Raw genomic sequence first — 26,251 nt, forward strand, 5'->3', positions numbered from 1 at the left:
ACGAGGGAATCTCCTTTCCTGTCATAAAAACAATTGTTATCCAATGGCTAATAATTGCTTTTATGGCAGCTACGCTGCTGATTTTTCCTCTTGTGTCGATGCCATCCAACGGCTAATAATTGTTTTTATGGTAGCTACGCTGCTGATTTTCGTCTCCTGTTATTACCATCCGGTGGATCATAGTCATTTTCATGGCAGCTACGATGTTTTTTAACCAATGCCGATGCCGCTTAGATATGGGCGTCATTACACCGGCGCCACAGATATCTGTACTGTACACTTTATGATCCAGCCGCCATATTTATGAAACGAAACTAACAATTCATCGTAGCCCTGATTTTGCATAGCAAGAGTCTGGATACTTGCAAAATGAAAAATGAAAAAGACAACCCCGATTCAAGCATCGAAACGAGATTGTCTTTTCCTGATTTTATAGAGCCGTTCTGTTATTTTTCGGAATCATGATTCAAAAGAGAGTTTTTTCTGGAATATAGAAAATAAACGGCCAGACCTATAACGAGCCAAATCAGAAAACGGATAAACGTTTGGCTATGTAAATTCAGGATGAGCGCCCCACACGAAATAATAGCCAAAATCGGAATATACGGAACACCCGGACATCGGAAGGCTCTGGGCAGATCCGGCTGTGTTCTTCGCATCACAATCACAGCGACAGAAATCAGTATAAAGGCTGAAAGAGTGCCGATGTTCACCATACTCGCCAATTCATCCAGTGGAATCAACCCGCCCATAAATGCAGATAATGTACCAAAAAACAATGTGTTAATATATGGAGTTTTGTATTTAGGATGAACCTTGGACAATACTTTTGGTACCAGACCATCACGCGACATAGCAAACATAATACGGGTTTGGCCATAGAGCATGACCAGCATAACTGTGGTCATCCCTAAAATGGCCCCCACATCCACAATCCCCGCAACCCAGTTCTGACCTGCAACCTGCAAGACAAGTGACACCGGATGAGAAACACCTTCAAAATCCATAAACGGTACAATCCCTGTCATAATCCCGCTAACAATGACATATAAAAGCGTACAAATAACAAGCGAGAAAATGATACCCCGCGGTAAATCACGAGCTGGACTTTTAGTTTCTTCTGCGGCAGATGAAACGGCATCGAAACCAATAAAGGCAAAAAACACAAGTGCCGCGGCCCCAAACACTCCACTAAACCCAAATGGCAAAAACGGTGTCCAATGATCTGGCTTCACATATTTAATAGCAACGATGATAAACAATAAAATCACAATAATTTTTACAATAACCATAATATTATTAATTCGTTTGGATTTTCGGATTCCAAAATAAAGCAATAACGTAATACCCATCAAAATCAGAAAAGCTGGAAGATTAAAATAGGTGGGCTGGTCCTTTAAAGCGCCTGGTGCAGCAGTTAATTCAAGTGGAATATGAATGCCGAGTCCATTCAGGAATGACACAAAGTACCCCGACCAGCCTGCGGAAACCGCACTGGCAGTCAGCATGTATTCCAAAATTAAATCCCATCCGATAATAAAGGCCAGTAGCTCCCCCATCGTGACATATGTAAAAGTGTAGACAGAACCGGACACTGGAACGGTGGATGCAAACTCGGCATAAGCCAATGCTGCGAATAAACAGGCAAGCCCTGCAATCACAAAAGAGATAACCATGCCTGGACCAGCCGTAATCGCTCCTGTACCTGTCAAAACAAAAATCCCTGTTCCGATAATGGCTCCAATCCCAAGCATGGTTAAATCAAAGGCACCAAGCTCTTTTTTAAGTGCTTTTTCACCCCGCGTTGCAGCAAGTAACTGATCAATGCTCTTTTTTCTGAACAAGCTATTATTCATCCATCCCATCTCCTTAGACATGTAATATATACTTTTATATCTGGGTCATCTCATCTCGAAATTACGTTTATTTTCTCTAAATTTGGAGTAAATTTTCAGAAACACTATCTTTGAGAACATTATATATAAAAACGAAAAAAGGAAAACCGTTTTCGGAAAGTTCCATTCATATTCTTACATTTGATCATTTTGCCTCTGTATTTTTTTCGAAAGTTCAGTATTAAACTAGACACAATGACAGATTTTTTACTTACAAATGACGTAAGAAACCATTGCTACTACCGGGTTTGTGACATCTTATGTCAGTTCATAATAGTATTTTCTGCTAAACTGATTTCTATTCTGGACTGGCCTATGTATTAGCAAAAAAATAGTCCGCCACCAGCTAAAGCCGGGGCGGACTAAACCATTCATGCAAACTGCTCAAATAAAACGATAACAGCTCTTGTCTTTTTAACGTCTTCCTCCACCCATATAACGCTTGGAACGCGGAGGACCCAATATTTCTGCCCAAATCACACCTCTGCGCAGGTCAGCCGCAGTTACTGTACTACGCTCCTGCGAAGCTCCCTCAGGGGCATCTGTAATCTCTCCCGACTCTCTTGCATTGGATATGCGATCAAGACGGGCTAAAACCGATCTACGCTCTTCTTCCATGGCCCGGATTCGGTCCTCCAGAGTCGAACCGTTATCTAGGGAATCCCGATTTGTCTGCTGCTCTGTTTCCGTCCAATCATTCATTTGTTCTTCCATGCGACGAGCTTCCATAACTACACGCCGTTCATCAGGAAACTGACGCTGCAATTCTCCAGCAGTATCCTGCCTTTGCGGCTGGCGCCGTTCCTGTCTGTGTTCCATGGAGGAAGGTCCGGATGGTGACGAAGGGCCGCGAGAGCCGTGGTCGCCACCAAACGTAGGCATACCCTTTCCCGGCGGCGCTTTTCTCTCTGTGCTTTTCATGCTTTTGCCCAAAAAAGACACCAACGCAAAGCCGATCACAATCAGGATATACAAATGCTCAAAAATCCAGCTGATAAAGTTCATAACTCACCGCCTTGCTGCCGTAATTCACCGGCTATATCCCGTTGTTAATCCCGGTTTTTGTTGTCATTTCCCGAGTTTTCATTCGGTTTGCCCAAGGAACCGCGCATTTGCGTATCTGCCTCAATGTTTTTCAAATTCATATAGTCCATAACGCCGAGTTTTCCACCACGCAGTGCCTCAGCCATCGCCAGAGGCACTTCGGATTCGGATTCAACCACACGCGCTCTCATCTCTACGACACGTGCCTTCATTTCCTGCTCCTGCGCCACGGCCATTGCACGGCGTTCTTCCGCTTTTGCCTGCGCAATCCGTTTATCAGCTTCCGCCTGCTCGGTTTGCAGGAAGGCACCAATATTCTTGCCTACATCAACGTCCGCAATATCAATGGACAAGATTTCAAACGCCGTTCCGGCATCCAGACCTTTGGACAGCACCGTCCTGGAAATGGAATCCGGGTTCTCCAGCACGTCCTTATGCGAATTACTGGAGCCGACAGTCGTAACGATCCCTTCACCGACCCGCGCAATAATCGTTTCTTCTCCTGCACCCCCGACGAGTCGATCAATGTTGGCACGTACTGTAACACGAGCCTTAACCTTCACTTCGATACCATCCTTGGCTACCGCAGCGACAGTAGGCGTCTCAATGACACGCGGATTAACGCTCATTTGGACCGCTTGCAGAACATCCCGACCCGCAAGGTCTATCGCAGCAGCGCGTTCAAATTCAAGCGGAATGTTGGCACGCTGCGCAGCAATCAGCGCATTGATCACTCGGTCTACATTACCACCCGCCAGAAAATGACTTTCCAGCTGGTTGATGTTTAAGCCCAGACCAGCCTTGGTTGCCTTAATCAACGGATTCACAATCCGGCTTGGCGTTACACGCCGTAACCGCATAGCTACCAGTGTAATGATGCTAATCCGCACCCCTGACGCCAATGCTGAAATCCACAGCATCACCGGGAAAAAACTAAAAAATACGCTTAACACAATAATCACTACAACGGCAATCAGCAAAACGCTGACAATACCCGATTCGAACACTCGCATCATCCTCCATTAATCTAATTCTTCGTTGTTTTCGCGTTTCAGACGCTGGTGTCCGGCTTGACCACAATGCGTCCACCTTCTACTTTGGATACGATAATGGGCATATCCGTAGCGATAAACTCGCCGTTCGTCACGACGTCTACACGTTCGTCAGCGATAAGCACGGTTCCTGCTGGACGAAGCGGTGTCAGACTCACACCTCGCTGACCCAATAGCACTTCCCGGTTTACCACCGAAGAAAAGCCCTGGTCAGCCGTCAAGCTTTCTTTAAGTATAAAACGGTTCCATATCCCTCGGTCCTTGAATATGACCGCAATGATCGCCACCACAGCAACAGCAGCAGCAAAGGCTATACCCAAAGAAATAAAGGCATGCTGCAAGTTGTAGGCCGCGCGAACAACTCCGGCGACAAGACTGATGGAACCCAAAATACCCAGAATACCAAAGCTTGGAATGAACATTTCAAGTATAAGCAATGCCAGACCGATGATAAACAACAGCCACGTCTCGGAACCTGCAAAGCCAGCAATATAATTGCCGAAAAAGTACAAACCAAATCCGAGCACACCTAAAATTCCTGGCACTCCAAAGCCAGGTACGAGTAGTTCAATGACAACCCCCGCGATACCGATAAATAAAAGCAAGGTCTGCACAATCGGGTTGGTCAATATCTCGGCTGCTTTTTCAGCCCATGTCCGCTCCACGTGAAATACATCATCCGTGCTATAGCCCATCCACTGGATAACTTCTTGTTCTGAAGAGGCGATGTGATCCGCATAACCCAGCTTAAGTGCTTCCTCACTGGTTAAAGAAATGATCTGACCTTTTTCTTTATTAAAGTTCAGCTCCGGTATAGCTACAGAAATTTTGGAGTCTACCATACCTCTCGCAATATCCGGGTTACGTCCGCCGGATTCTGCAGCAGCTGCCATGCTGCTCTTCCACCAAGCCACCGTTTTCGGGTCGGTGATAGCCTGCCCACTGCCATCCACCAGCGCTGCTGCTCCAATAATGCTGCCCGGCTCCATGACGATTTTGTCTGCACTTAACGCAATATAGCTTCCCGCAGAGGCCGCTTCGCCTCTTACATAGGCAACCGTCGGAATCGTGCTGTCTTTAATCAGCTTGCCCAGCTTTTCCGCTGTGTCTACCCGTCCGCCTGGCGTATTAATATCCAGCACAATGAGGCCCGCTTTGGACTCCGCCGCTTCTGTAAAGCCGCGTTCCATAAAGCTGCCCAGTCCCTGTTCAATTTCCTGATCCACCGGTATAACGAACACAGCACCGCCTTTCACAGCGGCCGCCGCTGATCCCGAATGGAATAACGGCAACAGCAAAACGGATATCATGATCCACATGGTCCAAAAGATCATTTTGCGGCTGGAGTGGTGATGTTCTCTATGCATTACTCTCCCCCCTTTCGATCTTTCTATGTTACAGCATATCAAATTTTGTCAGGTATACCATACAGTTTTCAGGATTTATTGTGAAATTCTTGAGTATGTTGCTACTCCTGATGGCTGTCATGTACTTTACGCACCCGATGGACATCGCGTTTCAAATGGTTATAGATAACGCTTACAAAAAAGCTTCCTTATACTAACAGCCTATGGACAAACGCGGCAGATACAGAAATAACACCCTCTGTAAACAGAGGGTGTTGCGCTTTCCTGTTTGTCGCAGGTTTATTGCAGAAATTGCTGAACCGCTTGGTTCACGAGCTTACCGTCAGCGCGGCCTTTTACCTTAGGCATCAAGGCCGCCATTACTTTCCCCATCTCGGCTTTTGAAGAAGCACCGGTTTCCTGGATGGTCTGCTGTACAATAACTTTAATTTCTTCTTCAGAAAGTTGTTCGGGAAGGTACTGAGCGATGATCTCTATTTCTGCTTTAGTGCTTGTCGCAAGTTCATCACGACCGGCTTTTTCAAATTCATGGAGGGCATCTTTTCGCTGTTTGATCTCACGACTCAGAATATCAAGCACTTCGTTGTCGTTCAAATCCCGTTTCAAATCTATTTCAAGATTTTTAATCGTAGAACGAACCATTCGAATGGTGGAGAGTTTGAACTTGTCCTTACTCTTCATTGCTTGCTTCATATCTTCGTTCAATCGTTCGCTCAAATTCATGATTGCTTAGATCCTCCTAGAACTTTCTCTTACGAGCAGCCTCGGACTTTTTCTTGCGCTTTACGCTTGGCTTTTCATAATGCTTGCGTTTCTTCACCTCAGCCAATACGCCATCCTTAGCAATGGAACGTTTAAAGCGACGAAGTGCAGCATCAATTGTCTCGTTTTTGCGAACTTTAGTTTCAGACACCAGTTTTCCCTCCCTCCGACCAGACCGTCCAAGAGCAATAACACGGTTCATCAAATTTTATTATAGGTGAAACGGAAACCGGGTGTCAACCTATAAGAAAAAATGAATAAATAAAGGGTACATATTTCTCCATTCACGCCGTATTACTGAAAGACAAGCACTGTCATTTTTAAGAATGTGAGTCCGAAATACCTGTCAAAGCACCCAATGGGGCACCGCCCAGCAGATGATAATGCAGATGTCCAACCGCTTGCCCGCTATCCGGACCACAGTTGTTAATCAACCGGTAACCGGATTCAGCGATACCCAGTTTTTTCGCCACCTCAACCGCAACACGATGAATCTCCGCAATCAAAGGCAGATCCTCCTCTGTCACAGCATTCATTGAAGGAATATATTTCTTCGGAATAATGAGCACGTGTACTGGCGCCGCAGGCTGGATGTCATGAAATGCGAGCACATTGTCGGTTTCCAGCACTTTTTTGCTGGGGATGGTTCCATCCACAATTTTCAAAAACAGATCGTCCATTCAAAACCCTCCTTTGGCAGTGAGCCGATCATCAGGTTCAAAAGTGCAGAACCCATGCTCTCGGCATTCAAAGTTATGTATTTCCCCACAACCGAATTGAACATATACAGTTATGGTTTGTTATACCTATGTTTCTATATGTATCATAACGGAAAAAGGGGCTTAATACCAGTTCCCTCTCCCCGCTTCCTCTATAATAGCTTTTACCCCTTCATCAATTTGATCCGGCTGAGCACGCGAAATACTGATGCGTAAAAACTTTTCGTGTTCCTTATAATTAGATAAGTAAAATCCTTTACCGGATACCACCAGCACCTTCCTCGCGGCAAGACGCTGTACCAAACGCTCTATGTTCACCGTCCGGGGTAGCTTCAACTGCATATACACTCCCGAGCTTACAGCCGACACTTCAATCACCCCGTCCTGATTATATCGATCTACTGCCTGGTTTAAAATGCGAATGCGTTCCGCATACAGGCTGCATATCGTGTGCTTGTGGCGTTCATACATTCCATTTTTAATATAAATATCGAGTGCGGCCTGAGATAAAATGGAGGTGTCGACGTATCTTTTGTATGCGCTGAACGTCTTTAACAGGATTTCAGGCAAAACCACCACGCCTAAGCGCAAGCCTGGGAAAATGATTTTCGAGAAGCTTTTTAAATAAATAACATGGTCTGTCTGATCGTACGCATATATAGGATCGAACAGGTGGTCGATCCCCAAATCAGCCATGTAATCATCCTCCACGATGAACACATCGTATTTGGCAGCTAATACGGCTATAGCCTTGCGTTCCTCTGTGTTGTAGGAGGTCCCCAGTGGATTATGATATCTTGACATGGTATAAAAAAACTTGATGCTCCCGTTCTTAAATTGGTTCTCCAATTCCTGCAAATCCATACCTGCCGCTGTTCTGGCGATGGTGCTGACGGGTATACTCTCTCCCTCCAGAAAACGCAAATAAATATCGTAGCTCGGCTGCTCCACTAAAACCGTCTTTTTGCCGTTTGGAAACGGCATTTTTGCAAGGATTTCCAGTGCCTGCTGAACACCAGAAGTGACGATAATCCGCTCCATTTTTGCAAATACCTGATTATCGGCCAAGTGAGAAACGAGCGTATGACGCAATGTCTCCAGTCCTTGCGAATCTCCGTAGGTGAACAAATGATATTTGTACGTATCAATAGCCTGATTCAGACAGTGCTGAAAGTCCAGATACGGAAATACGTTTAAATCCGGGGAGGCCGAAGCAAAATCAATCGAGGCCTGAATATGGCTATGGCTATGACGCAAATCTCCGGAGTTCTCCACCACATAATATCCGCTTTGCGGAATGGAATAGATGGCGTGCTTCTTTTCAAGTTCGGCATATGCCCGCAAAATCGTGCTTTTGCTGCACTGGTACAATTCTGAAGCATCCCGGATAGAAGGCAGCTTTTGACCCGAGCTGTATTGCCCTTCACGGATTTTAAGCTCTATATCCAATAGAATCGAAATATATTTTTTCACAATGATCCTCCTGCCTGCTTATTTCATTTTCTATTTCTGCTACTTCTTTATACGGTTGATATTAACATGCTTTATGGATAATAAGGATGCCCCATTTTATAAAATTGTACCGATACAGTTATGATAATTTGATATCCCACAGGCTCGTCCATTGTTGTACCTTTAGTTCATCGGAGAGGACGTTCACAAACATGGTCCCGAAGCATGAAAGAGAGGTAGGCAACTTATGGACACCCAAACTAAAGGATTAAAACTGGCTTATTTCTTTGCGGTGCTGAATGCTGCAATTATTGGATTTTCGTTTTTATTTACTAAAATGGCGTTAGTGTATGCTCATCCCATCGATACGCTGACCTATCGGTTTGCAGCTTCTTTTATAGTCCTGTCCATTCCGGTGGCCTTGGGGTGGATCAAGCTGTCTTATCGGGGCAAACCCATATTTAAAGCACTGCTGCTGGCTCTAATGTACCCGTTGGGATTTTTCACCCTACAAGCATTTGGATTACAGCACGCAACTTCCGCCGAGGGAGGTATTATGTATGCCTTCACACCCGTTGTAACGATGATCATTGCTTCCCTATTTTTAAAAGAAACAACGACCCTTTTACAGAAGCTGTCGATCTTTTTATCTGTTTTCGGCGTTGTGTTCATCTTTATCATGAAAGGAAGCAGCTTTAGCTTGTCCAATTTGGGCGGGCTCTCCATGCTCTTCCTGACGTGTGTAGCGTTTGCCGGATACAGCGTTTTGGCACGCTCTCTTTCGAAGCAATTTAGTCCGGCGGAACTCAGTTATTTTATGATGGGTATCGGATTTATTACATTTCTGGTCATATCGCTCACTAACCATATTCAAAGTGGGACACTGGGCACATTTGTATCCTTGTCCAGCAACGGTACCTTCGTACTGTCCATTATATATCTTGGCGTGGTGGCCTCGCTTATCACTTCACTGACTGCAAATTATGCTTTGTCGAAAATAGAGGCGTCAAAAATAAGCGTATTTACCAATCTGTCGACCATCGTGTCTATCGCAGCCGGGGCTTTGTTTATTGGAGAAAAGATAACAGTGTATCATCTGATTGGCTCACTACTGATTATAGCCGGGGTGATCGGAACCAATTATCTGGGCCGGAAAAAGACAGTACCGCTTCGTGCAGACACGCTTAAGACGTAGTCGCTCATAGAGAAGTGAGCTGGAAAAGAATGATTGTCGAGATAGCGGAGAGCATGTTATGAGGTAGGTCGCATGTTGAGATTAGATTTGGAATGACATAGGTAAAAAAAGAGGCTGTTTCTTCTTGGCGGAAGAAGCAGCCTTAAGTATGTCATGATGTATGAATGCGTCAGTAAGCCGCTTGTGCTGTAGCTGTACATCTAAGAAAGTGACTATGGATGGTTAGAAGAGGACTTAGAGGACACATACTAGGACGATTAAAGAAATGGGGTTTAATAATAAGGCAGTAGGCTGATCGCGGTCAGCGCAGCAAGCGGCAGAATCAGACGGTTAAAGCGCCGACGTCTATACGGGAATCCATATCCATATCCATAGCCATAGCCTGGTACTGGAGCAGGGTACGGATATGGTGGGTAGGATGCAAAGCCGCCATAAGCACGGGAGCCACAGCCGCAATTGTTAGGCGGATAAGGGAGATTTACGTTCTCCGCTTCGCCCATTGGAACTGCCAAATATATTTTTTCATCATCCACATGCTCCACAATTCCGTCATACATCGTTCCATCCTTCACCCATACGCATACGTAGCGGTGCATATGCTGTTGACATAGTGTTTTGGCATCCGTTTTTTCCGGTGCTGTCCCTTTTACGTTCGTCAGGCTTTTTTCCATGGTTGTTTCCTCCTAGGCTCTTGCATGTATACCGTATGTTATTCAAAAATGGGCTATGTGTTACATCAAATTGGGCGAATTCCGGCTTGCAAACAAAAAAAGAAGCACCCCGGAGGCTCTTGGTAGAGCCCCTCTGAACGGACGTATGACGGGAAGTTCCCTTCCACAGCATACGTCCGCCGGGGTGCTGTATGATAACTTGTCGGCTTATCTGTATTATAACAATACTTTGAAACTGTATCTGTGATCTGTGTCACGTTGCTTCAAAATGTTTCCATAACCACGCGGGAGCCGCCTCCGGCCTGCTCTGCGGGAAGAACGACTAGCTTGCGCGGCAGACGAGCCCGCAGCTCGGGTACATGGCTGATCACGCCGACTGACAGTTGATCGTGATGCAGCTTTTCCAGCGAGGTGATAACGGTGTCCAGCAGTTCAGGGTCCAACGTTCCAAAGCCTTCATCCAGAAAGAAAAATTGCAGCGGGTATTGGCCGCGCAATTGAATCTGGGCCGACAGCGCGAGCGCAAGCGACAAGGAGGTCAGGAACGTCTCGCCGCCGGACAAGGTCGATACCGGACGCTTGACTCCGCCGTTGGCATCGTCACTAATGACAAAGCCACCGCTGGAGTCTACCTCTAGCGCATAACGCTGCTTGGTCAGAAAACGTAAACGGCGTGAGGCCGACTGACTGACTTGCATTAGCTGTTCCTCGGCAATGTATTCGACGAAGGCGTTGCCCCGGAAAACGGACTGGAGCTTGGACATCTTTTCTGCCTCGCTGCGCAAATGAGCGCGATTGGACTCCAGCTCCATCCAGCGGACATGCCGATGCTGCAAATCCTCCAAATCACGCTCAGCCTTGGCACGATTCTGGAGTGCCTCTTCGTCGCGTGCACGGCAATCACGCAGCTGCGCGGCGGCCGATTCCCACTGTTCCTCGGTCACTGTTGCTCCATCCAGCTGTTCTTCCACATGTTTTAAACGGGAGGACAGCTCTTTTTCACGTTCCCGATGCAGGCTCACTTCACGTTCATAACGTGCCAATTCATCGGGTCCGAGACAGCATTCCACGACCTCTGCTTCCGTAGCAAAGAGGGAGGCTTCCAAACGACTACTCCAGCGGGACTCCGATACCTGCCGTCTTTCTTCTGCCGAATCGGATGCCTGCCGGGCAATCAGCGAAGCATGAACGGCTTGCTGCTTGCGTTCCTCCGCTTCAGCGCGGCGGCGTGCGGCGGTCTCGGCTCCGTTTTTCAGCCCCAGAAGACGCGAGTTTGCTTCTTCCAGCAAGGAAGACGCATGGCCTTCTCCAACCCACTGCCGGAGGCGATCCATTTTTTCACGCAGCGAATCATCTTTGTTTTGGAGTCCGGTACGGCGGGCGATGATGACTTTGTCTTCCTCGATGATGTCCTGCTGAATCTGCTGAACACGCGCAGCCTTCTCTTCGAGGAAGGTCACGCTCGTCTCCAGCCGGGACCGCAGCTCTTCCGCGCGCGCGTCGCGCTCCTGCATGGCGCGGTAGCGCTCCGTGGCTTCGCCCGGAGCGACGTCCGGCAGCTGCGCCGCCCATTCGGCGCGCAATGCCCCGCTGCGCGTGGTGCACGCCTCGCGCTTGCTCCGCGCCTGCGTTAGCGCTGCAACAGCCGCCTCTTGCTCGGCGGCTGCGCGAATACGCCGCTGCTGCCCGGCGGCGTCCGCCTCGCGTAACGCGTGCGCCTCTGCAGGCAGCGCACGCGCACGGGCGGCAAGCTTAGCTGCCGCCTGCTCCAGCGCCGCGCAGCGCTCCGCCCAGGCGGCAGCACCGCGCGGCGCTGCTGGCGCTGCGGTGGACGCGGCCGGCTCGCCCGTGGCGGCCGCGCCGCTGGCGTCTGCGGCGGTGGGCTGCGTCAGCAGGCTACGCTGCTCGTGCAGCTGCTGGCGCAGCGTAAGGCGCAGTTCCTGCAAGCCTAGCCGCAGGCGGTGCAGCTCGTCCGGCGCAGCGGCATCCGCGCCGTGGGTCGTGGTGGCGGCGGGCGCGGGGTGGTGCAGCGAGCCGCACACCGCGCACGGCTCGCCCTCGCGCAGCTCGGCGGCAAGGTGCTGTGCGAGGCGGCCCAGCTCCTCGGCGCGCAGCTCATGGCGAAGCTGCTCTTCCTCGGCAGCCAGCGCGGACACATCGGTGGTGATCTCTGCCTCCAACGTTAGCAGCTTCTCAATACCCTCAGCCGCCTGTGCGGCAAGGGAGGAACGCCGTCCCTCCGCCTCAAGTGTCTCCTGCTCCGTCAGCTTCAGACGTTCATCAGCCTGGGCAAGCCGTTGCTCCTGTGTAGCACACTCCTGCTCTACTTCGCGCAGCTGCTCATCCACCGTCTCCAGCTGTTGTAGCCGTTGCACAGCCTCTTGAAGCATTCGTCGTTCATCTGCACGCACTTCATTTTGCTTCAATTCCTGTTGAAGCTCCTGCTGCCGCTTCGATCCTCGCGCTTGCAGCTCTTGTTCCTTGGCAAGTTCTTCAGCATATGTAGCAAGGGTTTGCTCACTCTGCGCAAGCTCTGCCGCCAGACGGTTCCGTTCTGTCTGCAATGCTTCTGTATCACGCTCCAGTTGCAACGCCTGCTCCAATTGGTCGATTCGAAGCAACAGCTTCGGCTCCTCCGCACTCAAAGCTTGCCGAGCCTGCTCATCGGCTTGCACAGACAAAACCGCAGCCTCCTGCGCCGATGTCGCCTGCACCGCCGCTTCTTCCGCTGCCTTCCGTCGCTGATCCGCTTCGGCAGCAGCTTCCTTCCAATCTGTCAGCGCAGGCAGCAATGCCTCGGCTGCGGAGGCCTGACGGAGCTTACGCTCCAGCGAAGCAATGTTCGGCTCCCATGCCGCCAGTTGTTCCAGCTCGTTCGCCCGGCGGCTGCGCTCCATAACCAGCTCACGGATTTTGTTCAGTGCCTCCGTCTCGCGCGTCACCCGTTCCAGCTCGCGGCGCGAAGCCTCTGCATGGGCCACGGCCTCTTTGAGACGTTGCTTTGCCTGTTCAAGCGCTTCGGCACCTGCATCGCCCAAACCTTGCTGCTCCGCTTCCAGCGCTTTCAATGCAGCGTCATTGTCCTTCACACGACGACTAAGTTTTTGTGCAAGTTGATCTCCGTACTTTTCCAAATGAAACAAACGCTGTAGCATCTGTCTGCGTTCACTGCCCTTTAATGATAAAAATTCGGCAAACTTCCCCTGTGGCAATACGACAGCCCGTGTAAAATCGTCCATTTTCAGGCCGATATACTCCTCCACACAACGGGTCACATCCTGCACCTTGTCAGCAAGCACTTCCTCGCCGTCCTCCGTGAACGCGATAAATCGGCTAAGCGTATTATTCACCGATACGCCTCCAGCCCGTTTGAATCGGCGCTCCACACGATAACGACGAGGCCCTTGGGCTGACATCAATTCGAACGTAAACGCGACGGACAGCGTGTCCTCGGCATGATTCATAATGCCCTGTGTCCCATTTACCGCCCGCTCCACCTTGCCATACATAGCCAGCGTAATCGCGTCCAGCAACGTCGATTTCCCGCTGCCTGTCGGGCCAAAGATTCCAAATAGCCCGGTTTCGGTTAATTCGTCAAAATGGATTTCCTGCGACTCCCGGTAGCTTTGCAACCCCGCCAATCTCAGAAGAATCGGTTTCATACTTCCTCCTCCTCGGGCTGGTCCCTTGCATCATCCTGCTCCACTAACTCCAAAAATAACTGCACCAATCCGTCATCCGGCTGTGCGCCTCCCGTTTGCCGTTGATAAAAAGCCCGAAACAGCTCGTGAACCGGCAGCTCTGAGCGCTGATGCTCCAACTGCGCCGACGCCATTTCAGGATACATCGGGCGGATGTGAATGATGCCTTCACGGCTTTTACGTAGCCGCTGAATATCTCCCAGAGACATCGCTTCCTCCAGCGTAATTTCCAGGTCAATAAAGGCGTCCGCATCCAGCCCTTCGTCCAGCCAGCGATACACCTCTTCCAGACCTCCCCGTGCACGCCATTTCACTAAAGGCCGTCCACTCGTAATATACAGCTCCTCGACCTGTGCGGGCTTGCCTGCGACCACGTCAATGAGCGTGACCGATTTGGCCTGCCCTGCTTCGGAAAAGCTATAAGCCAGCGGAGATCCGCTATAGCGCATCAGCCCGTCCCCCTTCACATATTGAGGACGGTGCAAATGCCCCAAAGCCGTATATTGCGCCCCGATGCTCAACGCAGACGGGTCTACTGTATAGGCTCCCCCGACCTGAATCGGACGCTCCGAATCGGACTCCAGCCCGCCAAGCACATAAATGTGGCTCATGGACAGATTAACGGTGTCAGGCCGAAACGCCGTACCGAGCTGTGCCATCAGCATCCCCACACGACGGCTGTAAGCCTCTCGCAACACCGTTTCGTCTCCGTCCTCGGACAACAGCTCATTCAGGCGGGACTCCGAAGGATAAGGCAAGGCTGCGATACACGCCATTTCTCCTGTACGCGGTGTGCGAATCCGCACCGCTTCCCCGCTGGGCAGCCCCAGCAACGTAATTCCGCGCTGGCTCACCAGTGGCGTAACCGAGGATACCCGTTCCGGCTGATCATGATTACCCGCAATAACGACCAAGGGTCTTCCTCCAGCCGTTAAACGGGCAGACGTTTCATAAAATAGCTGCTCGGCAGCAGCTGGAGGATTGACCGAGTCGTACACGTCTCCAGCCATCATAATCAGATCCGCCTGCTGATCGTCAGCCATTTTCGCCAATTCTTCCAGGAACGCCTCCTGCTCCTTCAAACGGCTGCGCCCTTCCAGCGTTCTCCCCAAATGCCAATCTCCCGTATGCAAAATCCGCATGCTGTTCCTCCTCTCTCCCTATCTATTTCGTCCATTAAATTTTAAATAGCTACAATCGCACACTTTCCCCAGCCTCCAGAAAATACAACCACTTTTCAGCAACCCTTTGACCTGTAATATCTTCGATCACATGGGCGTACAGCTCCAGTTGAAAACGATATTGCTCCGTTAAATGAGGCACCGTCCTATATTCGGAAACCCGGTCTGTTTTGTAATCAAGCAAAACCAGCCCTTCCGGCCCTTCAAACAGGCAGTCAATAATCCCATTCATCAGCACTCTGTCATCGTGGCCAGGCTCTGACGTCATGCTTTCCCGCTGTTCCCCGGCGGCTCCCGACTCTGTTTCCTGTGCTGACAGCATCGACGGCAAGCTGTGGCTCCAAAAATCAGCGGCTCCTATCGTATAGGTGAACGGAAGCTCACGCTGAACATGGGAGCCCTCCAGCAATCTGCGACCCAACTCGCTGGTGAAAAAGAGAAATATTTTATCCGTATCTAATACCTCCGCCTGAACATCCAGCAATAAGCGCTGGTTTAACAGACGAGCCTTCGTTTCCTCAATCACCTCGGCGCTCATCACACCATCCAGCGGCAAATGGAGAAACAACGTATGGTACACCGTTCCACGTTCCGTCGGCGTCAATCGCCGATTGCCCATAAATTTGGGTCTGCGCAAGTGTAGTCGATTTCCCCCAGTCTGAGAATCTTCCACCTCCTCTGGTAACTCCGCTACCTGGAAAGAAGACAGATTCAGCCAATCCTCCGATCCAGCTTCCTGCATCGCCAGCCATCTTTTCATTTCGGTGACGGTTGTATTCGCCGCCGTCTTGCTTGCCCGTTCATACGGATAGGACCAGGAAAGTGCAGTGGCAATATCTGAATCAACCCTTGTTGTAATATCCGTTGGACTAACCGATGCGGAGTCGGATGAGAGCCACCTTTTATCGATCGGCTCGGCATTTTTCAATGCTTCCGTCTTCTGCTGACGCTCTTCATTAACGGTCTCTTCCTCAGAATTCAAATTCAAACGAGAGCCGGAAAGAGTCTCCGAAGCTACGATTCTGAATAGCCAATCCCCGCCTGGCATATATTCCAGCCTGTGATAGTATCCCTCCTGATCCCCTGCCGCTTCTCTCAGTACAGCAGCAGAAGGATGTCGGATCAACGCAGGACCTACCCAGTCCAGATAACTTCGGCCTGCTGCCAGCATATAATCGGGTAAAACCGTCTCCGTATGCTCTTTGGCACGTGCCCAACCCGCTGCGCGTGCAGCAATATCCTTTACCGTTCCGGTCATAATAAGCTTTTCACGCGGACGCGTAAGCGCCACATATAGTACCCGCATTTCCTCAGCTAACAGTTCTAACTGGGAGCGTCGACGGATCGCCAAATTAGGCAGCATCGGGTAACTGACCCGATTTTGTTCCTCCACATATTTGGGACCAAATCCCAGCTCCTTATGCATCAGAAACGGCGCATTCAGATCCTGCTGATTGAACATTTTAGCCGTTCCGGCGATGAACACAACAGGAAATTCTAGTCCTTTACTCTTGTGAATCGTCATAATGCGCACAGCCTGATCGGGTTCAGTACCGCCACTGGATGAACCCAAATCACCGCCTCGCTCTCGCAAACGGGAAATAAAGGTCAAAAATCGGAACAGGCCCCGGTTAGAGGTTGAAGTCTCATACTGTCTCGCCCGGTCATACAGCGCCCGTAAATTACTCTGACGTTGAGAGCCGCCTGGCAATCCACCTACCCAATCCAGATATCCCGTTTCCTCCAGCAAACGCCAAATCAATGCACTCAAGCTACCTTGTCTTGCTTCCTGCCGCCACGCTTCCAAATCGTGCAAAAATGAACGCAGTCGGGCAGGCAACGTATTTCCGCTATTCCTGTCATCCATATCAGATGCATCTGTCGAATCTCCTGCGAAAAGCTCCAATTCCAGCATGTCGCTGGACGTTCCATTTTCGCTATCCTGTGTAGGGTCAGCCTCAGCCGCCGCAAGCAGAGCGCCATAAAATAGTCCGTCCGGCTTCTCCAGCCGGATTTGTGCCAGCTCGTCCTCGGTCAAGCCTACAATCGGTGACCGAAGCACAGATGCCAGCGGGATGTCCTGCTGCGGATTATCAATAATGTGCAGCAGAGACAGCATCACCTCAACTTCCGTTGCTTTGAAAAAGCCTGTCGTCTGCTCCCCGGATGCCGGAATGCCTTCAAGACGCAGCTCTTCCACAATCAGCGGTGCCCATACGCTTGCTGAACGGAGCAAAATGACAATATCACCGAAGACTGCCGGACGCATTGCTTTTAACCCTCTGTCATAAATCAACAGCGGTTGGCCTGTATCTCCCGTCAGCTCCTTAATCCGTTGCGCGATTGCACGGGCTTCCAATTGTGCCGTTTCCAGCTCCGCAAGCTCGGCCAATTCGCTTTCCTGCAAAGCGGACTCATCACCCACTTCGGACAGTTCCGAAGCCTCCGAAAGACCGCGCCCGCCTTTATCAACTAACAGCAGTTCAGGTGCATATGGGGATGTGGCATCCTTTTGCGTCTGCTCAGGATAGGAAGCACCATGCGCCAGCCATGCCCGTTCATCGTATTCAATTTCCGCCACATCCACGCTCATGATTTGCCGAAACACCAAATTGACCGCATCGACAACTTCCACCCGACTGCGGAAATTACGCGCCAGATCAATTAAAAAGCCATCTTCCTGTTCCTGCATGCCGTACCGTTGGTATTTGTTCAAAAACAGCCCCGGCTCCGCCAGCCGAAACCGATAAATACTCTGCTTCACGTCCCCTACCATAAAACGGTTACCCGGTTCTTCACGGGATACCAGTCTGACGATATCCTCCTGTACCGTATTCGTATCCTGATACTCATCCAATAGCACCTCGTCGAATTGCTCCTTGTATTCGAGCGCAGCGTCCGAAGGCAGCAATCTGTGCGGAGTGGAGTCGGGATGACGTAATATTTTTAGACAATAGTGCTCCAAATCCCCGAAATCCACCATCCCTTTGGACTGCTTGTGCTGTTGAAATCGTTCGCCGAATAAAATAACGGTTTCCACCAGTTCGTCCATCAGAGGAGCCGCCCCATGCAGTTCCTCCAAATAGGCTTCTGCCCTCCTGCCGAACAGGGAAGCCTTCATATCCGTGATCATTTTTTTGGCTGCCTCACGGAGCGCCTTGACCCGTTCCTGCAATGCAGGCTCGGTCTGATCCTTTTTGACCGGCTTGAGCTTGCCAAAGGCCGCGATCTGAAAGTGATCATACAGCGATGCCCACGGCTGTGTCTCCAGCTCCTGCAATAGTCCCTTCACCATCGCCGCATCCTCTTGCAGCGTCACTGCATAGGGCGCAGGGCCGCCGGGCTGCATAGCCGTCTCATAGGCCTGCTCCAGCAGGCTTGCTGCTCCGCGCAGCGAAAGTGCCGCATCCGCCAAAATGCTGCGGACCCAAGGAGTTTCTCCCAAAGCCGCCACATCTTCTACACGGAACGCTGCTGCCGTCTCCCTCAGCCAATGCTCCGGCCAGGGATGACTTTGCGAAAAATCGTACAAGCGCTGAACAAGCACATACATCGCATCATCTGTACGCTCACCGCTAAACCAGTCCACCAGTCTGCGAAACGTGCTGCCTTCATCGTTAGCCTCATACTTTTCCTCAAACAGTTCTTCCAGCAGCTCCTGACGCAGCAATTCCGTCTCATGCTCATTCATAATCCGAAAGCCGGGATCAAGGGGAATGGCCTGATAATGCCTGCGAATGACCTCCATACAAAAAGAGTGGAGCGTCGTTATCGAGGCTCGATTTAGTAGCGATAGCTGGCGACGTACATGCTCACTATCCGGCTCCTGTTCCAGCACACGTTCCAAGGCTTCGCGGATACGTTGGCGCATTTCGGCGGCGGCAGCCTTCGTAAAGGTCGCTACCAGCAGTCGATCCACGCTGAAACCGAGCCGGGGATCGACGATTTTACGAATAATGCGCTCTACCAGCACCGCTGTTTTACCAGACCCCGCCGCTGCCGCTACCAGCATGTTGTTGCCGGATTCGGAAATCGCACGCCACTGATCATCACTCCACATACTGCCTTCCGGCTTGGGTATGCCGTTGGTGCTTGATGTACTTATCATGAGTCCATTCCTCCTTTCTCTTCCTGTGTATGACCGAGCAGATTCCAGATCTGATCCTTGCCGGGTTTCCCCCATTGGTTGTAGCCGCTGCCCTCCAGACTGTCGTCAAATTGACAAACAGGTTTGAAGGAACAGAAGGTGCATGCCGTCTCTTGCTGGATACGATAAGGCTCAATCGCCACGTCGCCCTCTGTCATGCGTGTCCCAATCGTTCGGATATTATCGCGTACCGAAGCCAGCAGGCTATCCCACTGTTCCGGCGAAGCGACAGACGCACTGCTGTAAAAGCTGCCGTCCGCCTTTACCGCAACTGGCAAAATGGAGGAATACCCCTTGTCCAGTGCCGTGTCCATTTGTCCAACCACATCCCGATCCGCCAGCAATAGCCCTTTCATCTTGAAGCGTTTTAGAAGCTCCTGACGGGCCTGTTCCGCGCTAAGACCATTCGGCGACTGCAACATCGGATTGTGGACGTGAAAATACAGCGTACCCGCCGGATAAGCCGTCTCGCCAAGCCATTCCTCCGCCGCATTCAGCAGCACGTCCAGGTACGTGAGCATTTGCAAGGACAAGCCATAGTACACTTCATGCAGCTTGAGATCCTTTTGGCTGGACTTGTAATCAATAACACGTAAAAGCAAGCCCTTTTCTCCCTCTGCCACATCCACGCGGTCAATTCGTCCGACGATTTCCATCACCACACCGTTGTCCAGTCGAAAGGTCAGAGGAGGAAGCTTTTCTCCCGGCCCAAAACCAAGCTCCAACTCCAGTGGCTCAAAGCTGCCTCTACGCGCATGCTCACCCAAAATCAGCGAAGCCCGACTCACAATGTCTTTCAGCTTGCGCAAAATGTACCCGTACCGCTTGGAGCTCATTAAAATCTCGCCTTGCAGGCGGGGAGCCAAACGCTCCACCGTCGATTCCGCCTCTTGTCGGCATTCCTCTGTGCTGAGACTACCCCAGCTCACGTTTCGTTTACGTAAATTCATCGCCATCTCTCCGAGCGCCGCATGGAACAACTGCCCGATATCCGGTGCCTTTAGCCGATACATTTGGCGCTCCTTCAAGCGAAGACCATGAGAAGCAAAATGCGAAAACGGACAAGCGACAAAACGTTCCATACGGGATACGCTGGTACGCAGCTTGCTGCCGTACAGACGACGACTCGTTTCCTTCCGCATTTCAGCATGATTCTCGTAAAAAAGTGAGGTCAGCAACTGACGCAGCTTGTCCTTTTCACGCCCCTGCTGGCCCGCATACCAGTTGTATACCTCCCACCAGGGAGATAAAATCTCTCCACCATGCCGCCATTGCCGGAATTGCGCGATCAGCTGCGGCAATGCCTCGGACGGATGGGAAGCATACTCCCATTGCGTTGCCCATGGGTCCCGAGGCAAAGGATATGCAGCCAACGGGTGCTCTTCCAGAGCAGGGAACAGTTGACGGACATGCCGTACCAACTCTGACGGCAACAACGACTTTCCCTCTTCGTCGGTCACGGCGTAGCTCATCCACAGACTGCTTCCGGCTGACGTGAGCGCCGTATACGCAAGAAAACGTTCATCCAGCAGACGTCTTGTCATATCCGGCGCCAGTTCCACGCCCCGTTCATTCAAGGCGGTCCGTTCCTGCTCATTCAGCACGCCATCCTCATGAAATACAGCTGGCATCACACCTTCGTTCATACCCAGCACAAAGGCATGTTGAATACCAGCTACACGAGTACGGTCTGTGTTTCCGACCAGCACCTGATCCAGAGCTGGCGGAACAAGACCCATACGGTACTCTATCAGCCCCGTTTCCAGCACACCCGCAAACAAAGAAGTGTCCAGCTTCTCGTCACCCATCATTTCGACGATCTGATCCAACAGCTCAAGCACCGCATCCCATACCTGACGATGCTCCTTCGCCTGCTCGGGATTTCCCGCTTCCTCAGCCTGATGGATCAATTCATCCAGCTTATGCCCAATTTCCGCATCCTCCAGCAACAAGTACACCGCTTCACATTTCTCAAGTGCAGTACGAGCCTTACCCAGACGTTTCTCAAACGCACGTAAAGGCGTCACGATCACATCGCGGCACAGCTCCATTAGATCCAGCGTTTCGTCCCGCTGACGATTTCGCTCCTGTTCCTCCAGCTCCAGCGAAAGGCTGGGTACCGCCTGCCAAGGTCGTCCGTCAGTCCAGCGACTTCCCTGTATTCCACAGGCCAATGCATAGTTTTCCAGACGGTCCATATCCTCGCGGCTGACCCGCCCATTCTGGGGCAACAGAAGATCCGTTTTGACCGCACGAAATACATCCTCGTACCGCCAACGCCGCTGGACGATATCCAGCGAAGCTCGAATCATTTCCACCAATGGATGATGCAATACGTTTCTGCGCTGATCCAGAAATACCGGAACCTCATATTGTTTGAATATCGGCTCCACCCACGGCTCATAATCCTCAATCTGGCGTACGAACAGCGCCATTTCCCGATAACGTGCTCCCTCATCTCGGGCCAGGCGGCGCATTTCGCGCACTGCACCCTCCAGCTCCACACGTCGGTTCGCTGCCGCATACAGTTTGATTTCTTCTGGCTGCTTGTCTTTCCATTGCTCCCGCATCTGCTGCTGACGCATGGGTCGTTCCTGATTCCGATACCCCGCACGCCGTTCAAAATCTGCCTCCAGATACGCCAACGCCGGACGGTCCTTAAATCTCGGAAGCGGATCAGGTCGCAGCAATTGTGTCTGCGTATCGATCATCAGCTCGTCTGCCATCCCTTTAAGCTTTACATAGGTAGCCGCCGCAGGATGAAATAAATCCAGTTCATGCGGAAGCTGTCCACTCTCGTAGCTGCGGTTGCAGGTCAGCGCGATCGTCAACGAAGAAGCGTGCAGCATAAGCTGCTCCACCACCTTGTATTCGTGCGGCGTAAACCTGCGGTAGCCATCCATCCAAATATCCGCTCCACGTACAATGGAAGATTCGGCAATCTGCTCCACCAGCATACGCAGCGTATCCTCGCCGTCAATATATTTAAGCGCCAGCTCTCTTTCAAAATCCTCATAGATCAGACTGATATCCTTGAGCTTGCCGCGCAAAATCGGAGTCGATTCCCCCGCCGCATTCATTCGCTCCAGTTGCTCCGGTACAGACCGGGTATCATTCCCGTACTGCTTCAGCTCTGTAAACAGCGTATTTAACCGATCTACAAAGCCCAACTGGTCTCCCGAATCCTTAAATAAACTCAGCTCATCCTTGCGACGACGAATAATTTTATATAAAAGCATCTTCTTGCCTTCCGCCGTCACAGGTACCAGCGCCGAACCCCCGGTTTCCTGCATGACCAAATAGGCAAGACGATGGAATCCCATGACCTGGGCGCGCACCGTCCCCTGAATACCGTTTCCGGCTTCTGTAAGCAGCGCATGCTCGGAAGCAAATGACGATTGCTCCGGCACAAGTAACAGCATAGGCTTGCCTAGCGGTTCCTCGCGTAGCATAGCCGTCATTTCACGGCGGATTAACGTGCTTTTGCCGCTGCCTGAGCGGCCAATTACCAAACGAACCGACATGATGCGGCCTCCTTTCCAACGAACAACATTCTATTCAACAGTATAGCATATGAGGCAAGGGAGAAAAGAACGTACGTTTGCCATCTTGTAGCATTTTATCCTCCCTCAAAAAAACAAACAGTCCCGCAGGTTGGCTTGGTTCATGCCTTCTCTACAGGACTGATCTATGGATAAAACGAGCTAATCTACTTATTCAGCTACCTTATAAGGCGGTTGACTGTGTATGAATTCTACAGTTGTGTCCGGCTACGCACCTCAAAAATGGCAAATTTCAAGTAATGTCCTTCTTCCACACCTAAAATTTGGGGATGGTCCTTGCCAGCCGCTCTCCAATCCACCAGACGGAGGATTTTTCCGGCATCTGCCGCTGCTTCCTTAATCGTGTCCAGAAACAGCTCTGGCCGCATGTGGAATGAACAGCTCGCAGTCACCAAATAGCCGCCCTCATTGACCAGCTTCATCCCGTGCAGGTTAATATCCTTATATCCCCGCGTAGCTCCTTTGACCGCATTCTTGGTTTTGGCAAAGGCTGGCGGATCAAGAATCACCACATCAAAGGTACGTCCGCCCCCTGCTGTCAGCGGCTTGGAAGTATCTCCTTTACCCCCGGCCCGCGCGGTGCGTTCCTCTACGCCTTTAACCTGATTGCGCAAATATTGGAAAGCATCGTCCACGACAAACTCCACGCGTTCCTCAAAGCCGTTCAGCTTGACATTATCCCGTGCGCTTTCAATCGCGTGCTCGGAAATATCAAGACAAGTTACTTTTTTAGCACCGTATTTGCAGGCATTGAGCGTAAAGCTTCCCGTATGTGAAAAGCATTCCAGCACGGTTGCACCATCCCAGAATGGGAACTCCACAACCTTGCCGCTTTTGTTCACAGGCTTCATGACCGCTGTGCCACCGTCACCCTGCTCTGCTGCTACTTCCTGTAGCGTAATTCCGCTGCGTCCTCCCCAACCCGTCATCAGCGGCGCAATCGCCGCACGATTCTCACGCTGGTCGAAGAAGTAGCCTGTCTTCTGGCCCTCAACGATATCAACCTTGATATGCAAGCCATTTTCCGTTACCACAACATGACGCGGGCAGTCGCCATATAAAGGCCCCTTGGTCTGTTCCAGTCCCTCCAACTCGCGGATAGACACATCACTGCGCTCATATATACCGACAGGACCAATCACGTCAACGAGTGCGTCCCTGATTTCTTCCCTGCGGCGATCCATACCGAGCGTTAATAATTGTACGACCAACACGTCGCCAAAACGGTCAACAATCAGCCCGGGTAAAAAATCAGCCTCGCCGTATACCAGCCGATACGCGTCTCCCCCGGTCACAAAACGTTCACGGTGCTCCAGACAATCGCGGAAGCGTTTGGCAAAAAAGCTTTGATCCATCGCTTCCAGCGGCTCGTAGGACATCACACGCACCGTAATTTGTGAGGCTGGATTATAGTAACCCGTCGCTAAATAACGGCCCTGATGGTTTACGATATTGACCAGATCACCTGCCTCCGGTTCACCCTCCACCTTGGCTATTTCATTTTTAAACACCCAGGGGTGCGCGTGCTCCAGCCTTTTTTTGCGGCTGCGTTCCAATATTACTGAAGGCAAAGTCTTTCACTCCCATTCTTGGATTACTCAAAGTGTTAAAAGTGTGGTGTTCGATGGGGCGCGGCTCCGCGGTTCATTTGATCTTACGATCGCTGTTGCAGGGGGATTCTCTAGATTTTATAAATGATTTAATGGTAAGAATCCCCCTGCAAAGGCGAACGCTACGCTTCTTCAGATTCAAATGAACCGCTACGCTACTGCCGCCTTTATATCGACGTCACATTTTAAAGCTTGTGAAGTTCTATAAAAATTTTCGTTTTCCTAAAAAAACAGCTCGGTCATGCTTGTCATGGCTGTCCTCGACAGATCATAGGCTGTTACATAAGCGCTTTAGCGTTACTGTGAAAGAATCGGTATGCTTCGGTTCACGCTAAAAGTAACTCAAAAAAATATCATAATTTTAAGGATTCGTAAGATCAAATGAGCTGCGAAGCGCCTCAGTCACCAACATAAAATACCTTTAGAAAAGGGGCTACGCCCGTGTTTATTCATGTTATTTTGCCGCTGTGCGGTGGGCTGCTTATTTTCTTGGGCGGGATGAAGCTGATGGAAGCGGCCCTCCGGCATTTGGCTGGCCCCTTCCTCACCCGCTGGCTGAACCGAGCCACCGTTTCCCCTTGGCGGGGCATGCTGTTCAGCTCAGGCATTACCGCCCTACTGCAAAGCAGCACCGCTGTAACGGTGCTGACCATCGGACTGGTCAACGCCGGGCTGTTGACCTACGGCCGCACGCTCGGCATCATCCTCGGCACCAATATTGGTACCTGCCTGACCACCGAGCTAATGGGTCTCCAGCTAGGCAAGCTGGCTGTTCCGCTGCTCTGCGGCTCGTTGCTTTGCTGGAGCGCCGCCGTCCTGTGGGGCGAGGCTGTCTCCAGCCGTCAGTATGCGTCTGCCGGGCCACCATCCAGCCCCAATCAACTCAGCCGTCCGCAGGCTGTACAATATATCAGCCTCGCCTTTGCCGGATTTTCGCTGATCCTTGCGGGTATCCGCGTGATGCAAACAATCGGCCCTTGGATTGAGCAGGCCGGGTTGTTCCGCTGGTTTCTTGACCACGCTGCGGCCAACATGTGGTGGGCCTTCGCCGCTGGGGCCTGCCTGACCGCACTGGTTCACAGCAGTGCCGCCGTTATCGGCATGGCGATCAGCCTCGCTGCTGCGGGAGCTTTGCCAGCCGATGTGGGTATCGCCATCGTCGTTGGCTCCAACGTTGGCACCTGCGTGACGGCCCTGATTGCCGCTGTTGGCGGCAGCGTATCCGGCAAATTTGTGGCCTGGTCCCATGTACTGCTGAACGTAGGCGGGGCGTTGCTGTTTATGCCGCTGATCCCCGGGCTGGAAATGGCAGCCGCCTGGATATCCGCCGAGCCTGGAGCCAAGGTCGCCCATGCCCAAACCCTGTTTAACGTGATCAGCTCTCTGCTTGTCTTGCCAGTCTGCTATTTACCTGTATGGACACGTTTGGAGAATCGCATGTCTCCCAACATCATCAAACGTTAATTCCAAGCATGGACAGCGCCTTGCTCAAAATGACATCATTGTTGTCATATCCGCCTTGGTGCTGGAGACGCCATGCTTCCTCAGGCGTATGCCACGCAACACCTTTAATTTCTTCAATCTGTGCCTGTAAATCCCCATCCAGTGCCTCTACGAGATAATAATGAACTTCCTTGTCCACTTCTCCGAATTCAGGATGCTGATACGTATAAGCAATCATATCTACATGCTGGATAATCCGTCCGTTCAGCCCTGTTTCCTCACGAATTTCACGCAAAGCCGTCTGTTCGATCGTTTCTCCCGGCTCCATTTTGCCTTTAGCCAAGGAGACCTTGCCGTATCGGTCGGTAATCAACTGAATTTCAAGCTGCTCCCCCTGTTTACGGTACACAACACCGCCTGCGGAAATTTCCTTTTTTGCTGCCATCCTG

At 51.0% G+C, this 26,251-nt stretch carries 17 protein-coding genes; 2 read left to right on the forward strand and 15 right to left on the reverse strand.

The features are described 5' to 3' along the window. Nucleotides 1–446: 446 nt before the first annotated feature. The 8 genes from AC0WRU_RS16335 to AC0WRU_RS16370 form a co-directional block, all read right to left on the reverse strand. Nucleotides 447–1,856 carry an amino acid permease gene (locus AC0WRU_RS16335; RefSeq protein WP_476125560.1) on the reverse strand — a complete coding sequence of 470 codons (1,410 nt, stop codon included), beginning with the start codon at nucleotides 1,854–1,856 and terminating at the stop codon, nucleotides 447–449. A 453-nt stretch (nucleotides 1,857–2,309) separates the two neighbouring features. Further along, on the reverse strand, nucleotides 2,310–2,900 hold the full coding sequence (locus AC0WRU_RS16340; protein WP_476125561.1) for a hypothetical protein: 591 nt from the start codon (nucleotides 2,898–2,900) through the stop codon (nucleotides 2,310–2,312). A 44-nt stretch (nucleotides 2,901–2,944) separates the two neighbouring features. Beyond that, on the reverse strand, nucleotides 2,945–3,946 hold the full coding sequence (gene floA, locus AC0WRU_RS16345) for a flotillin-like protein FloA (RefSeq protein ID WP_149093283.1): 1,002 nt from the start codon (nucleotides 3,944–3,946) through the stop codon (nucleotides 2,945–2,947). Nucleotides 3,947–3,990: 44 nt separating this feature from the next. Next, nucleotides 3,991–5,358 (reverse strand): NfeD family protein, encoded by a 1,368-nt coding sequence (locus AC0WRU_RS16350; protein ID WP_476125562.1) that lies wholly within the window; start codon nucleotides 5,356–5,358, stop codon nucleotides 3,991–3,993. Between the two features lie 279 nt (nucleotides 5,359–5,637). Further along, entirely contained in the window at nucleotides 5,638–6,081 is a 444-nt protein-coding gene (locus AC0WRU_RS16355) for a GatB/YqeY domain-containing protein (RefSeq protein WP_025683274.1), read from the reverse strand. A 16-nt stretch (nucleotides 6,082–6,097) separates the two neighbouring features. Beyond that, nucleotides 6,098–6,271 carry a 30S ribosomal protein S21 gene (gene rpsU, locus AC0WRU_RS16360; protein ID WP_005547957.1) on the reverse strand — a complete coding sequence of 58 codons (174 nt, stop codon included), beginning with the start codon at nucleotides 6,269–6,271 and terminating at the stop codon, nucleotides 6,098–6,100. Between the two features lie 169 nt (nucleotides 6,272–6,440). Next, a complete protein-coding gene (locus AC0WRU_RS16365) occupies nucleotides 6,441–6,800 on the reverse strand; it encodes a histidine triad nucleotide-binding protein (protein WP_014282498.1) in 360 nt (119 codons plus the stop codon). A gap of 162 nt (nucleotides 6,801–6,962) precedes the next feature. Beyond that, nucleotides 6,963–8,312 (reverse strand): aminotransferase-like domain-containing protein, encoded by a 1,350-nt coding sequence (locus tag AC0WRU_RS16370; protein ID WP_476125563.1) that lies wholly within the window; start codon nucleotides 8,310–8,312, stop codon nucleotides 6,963–6,965. Nucleotides 8,313–8,538: 226 nt separating this feature from the next. Here AC0WRU_RS16370 and AC0WRU_RS16375 point away from each other — a divergent pair, with 226 nt between their 5' ends. Beyond that, complete coding sequence (locus tag AC0WRU_RS16375) at nucleotides 8,539–9,486, forward strand: DMT family transporter (protein ID WP_476125564.1); 948 nt, start codon at nucleotides 8,539–8,541, stop codon at nucleotides 9,484–9,486. A gap of 272 nt (nucleotides 9,487–9,758) precedes the next feature. Here the strand turns inward: AC0WRU_RS16375 and AC0WRU_RS16380 are convergent, their stop codons facing one another. The 6 genes from AC0WRU_RS16380 to AC0WRU_RS16405 all read right to left on the reverse strand — a co-directional run bounded on the left by AC0WRU_RS16380 (nucleotide 9,759) and on the right by AC0WRU_RS16405 (nucleotide 24,320). Beyond that, nucleotides 9,759–10,157: a hypothetical protein gene (locus tag AC0WRU_RS16380; RefSeq protein ID WP_476125565.1), complete on the reverse strand. Its 399-nt coding sequence runs from the start codon at nucleotides 10,155–10,157 to the stop codon at nucleotides 9,759–9,761. Nucleotides 10,158–10,420: 263 nt separating this feature from the next. After that, nucleotides 10,421–13,819 carry an AAA family ATPase gene (locus AC0WRU_RS16385; protein ID WP_476125566.1) on the reverse strand — a complete coding sequence of 1,133 codons (3,399 nt, stop codon included), beginning with the start codon at nucleotides 13,817–13,819 and terminating at the stop codon, nucleotides 10,421–10,423. Beyond that, nucleotides 13,816–15,000: an exonuclease SbcCD subunit D gene (locus AC0WRU_RS16390; protein ID WP_476125567.1), complete on the reverse strand. Its 1,185-nt coding sequence runs from the start codon at nucleotides 14,998–15,000 to the stop codon at nucleotides 13,816–13,818. The genes AC0WRU_RS16385 and AC0WRU_RS16390 overlap by 4 nt, the downstream gene beginning before the upstream one ends. Nucleotides 15,001–15,049: 49 nt before the next feature. Further along, complete coding sequence (gene addA, locus AC0WRU_RS16395; RefSeq protein WP_476125568.1) at nucleotides 15,050–19,147, reverse strand: helicase-exonuclease AddAB subunit AddA; 4,098 nt, start codon at nucleotides 19,145–19,147, stop codon at nucleotides 15,050–15,052. Continuing rightward, nucleotides 19,144–22,710: a helicase-exonuclease AddAB subunit AddB gene (addB, locus tag AC0WRU_RS16400; protein WP_476125569.1), complete on the reverse strand. Its 3,567-nt coding sequence runs from the start codon at nucleotides 22,708–22,710 to the stop codon at nucleotides 19,144–19,146. The genes addA and addB overlap by 4 nt, the downstream gene beginning before the upstream one ends. Nucleotides 22,711–22,940: 230 nt before the next feature. Then, nucleotides 22,941–24,320 carry a class I SAM-dependent rRNA methyltransferase gene (locus AC0WRU_RS16405; RefSeq protein WP_476125570.1) on the reverse strand — a complete coding sequence of 460 codons (1,380 nt, stop codon included), beginning with the start codon at nucleotides 24,318–24,320 and terminating at the stop codon, nucleotides 22,941–22,943. Between the two features lie 480 nt (nucleotides 24,321–24,800). Here AC0WRU_RS16405 and AC0WRU_RS16410 point away from each other — a divergent pair, with 480 nt between their 5' ends. Then, complete coding sequence (locus tag AC0WRU_RS16410) at nucleotides 24,801–25,823, forward strand: Na/Pi cotransporter family protein (protein WP_476125571.1); 1,023 nt, start codon at nucleotides 24,801–24,803, stop codon at nucleotides 25,821–25,823. On the opposite strand, the gene AC0WRU_RS16415 is transcribed toward AC0WRU_RS16410, so the two are convergent. After that, complete coding sequence (locus AC0WRU_RS16415; RefSeq protein ID WP_476125572.1) at nucleotides 25,813–26,247, reverse strand: NUDIX hydrolase; 435 nt, start codon at nucleotides 26,245–26,247, stop codon at nucleotides 25,813–25,815. The genes AC0WRU_RS16410 and AC0WRU_RS16415 overlap by 11 nt on opposite strands. Between the last annotated feature and the right edge of the window lie 4 nt (nucleotides 26,248–26,251).

The sequence above is a fragment of the Paenibacillus sp. 1-8 genome, from assembly GCF_056316205.1.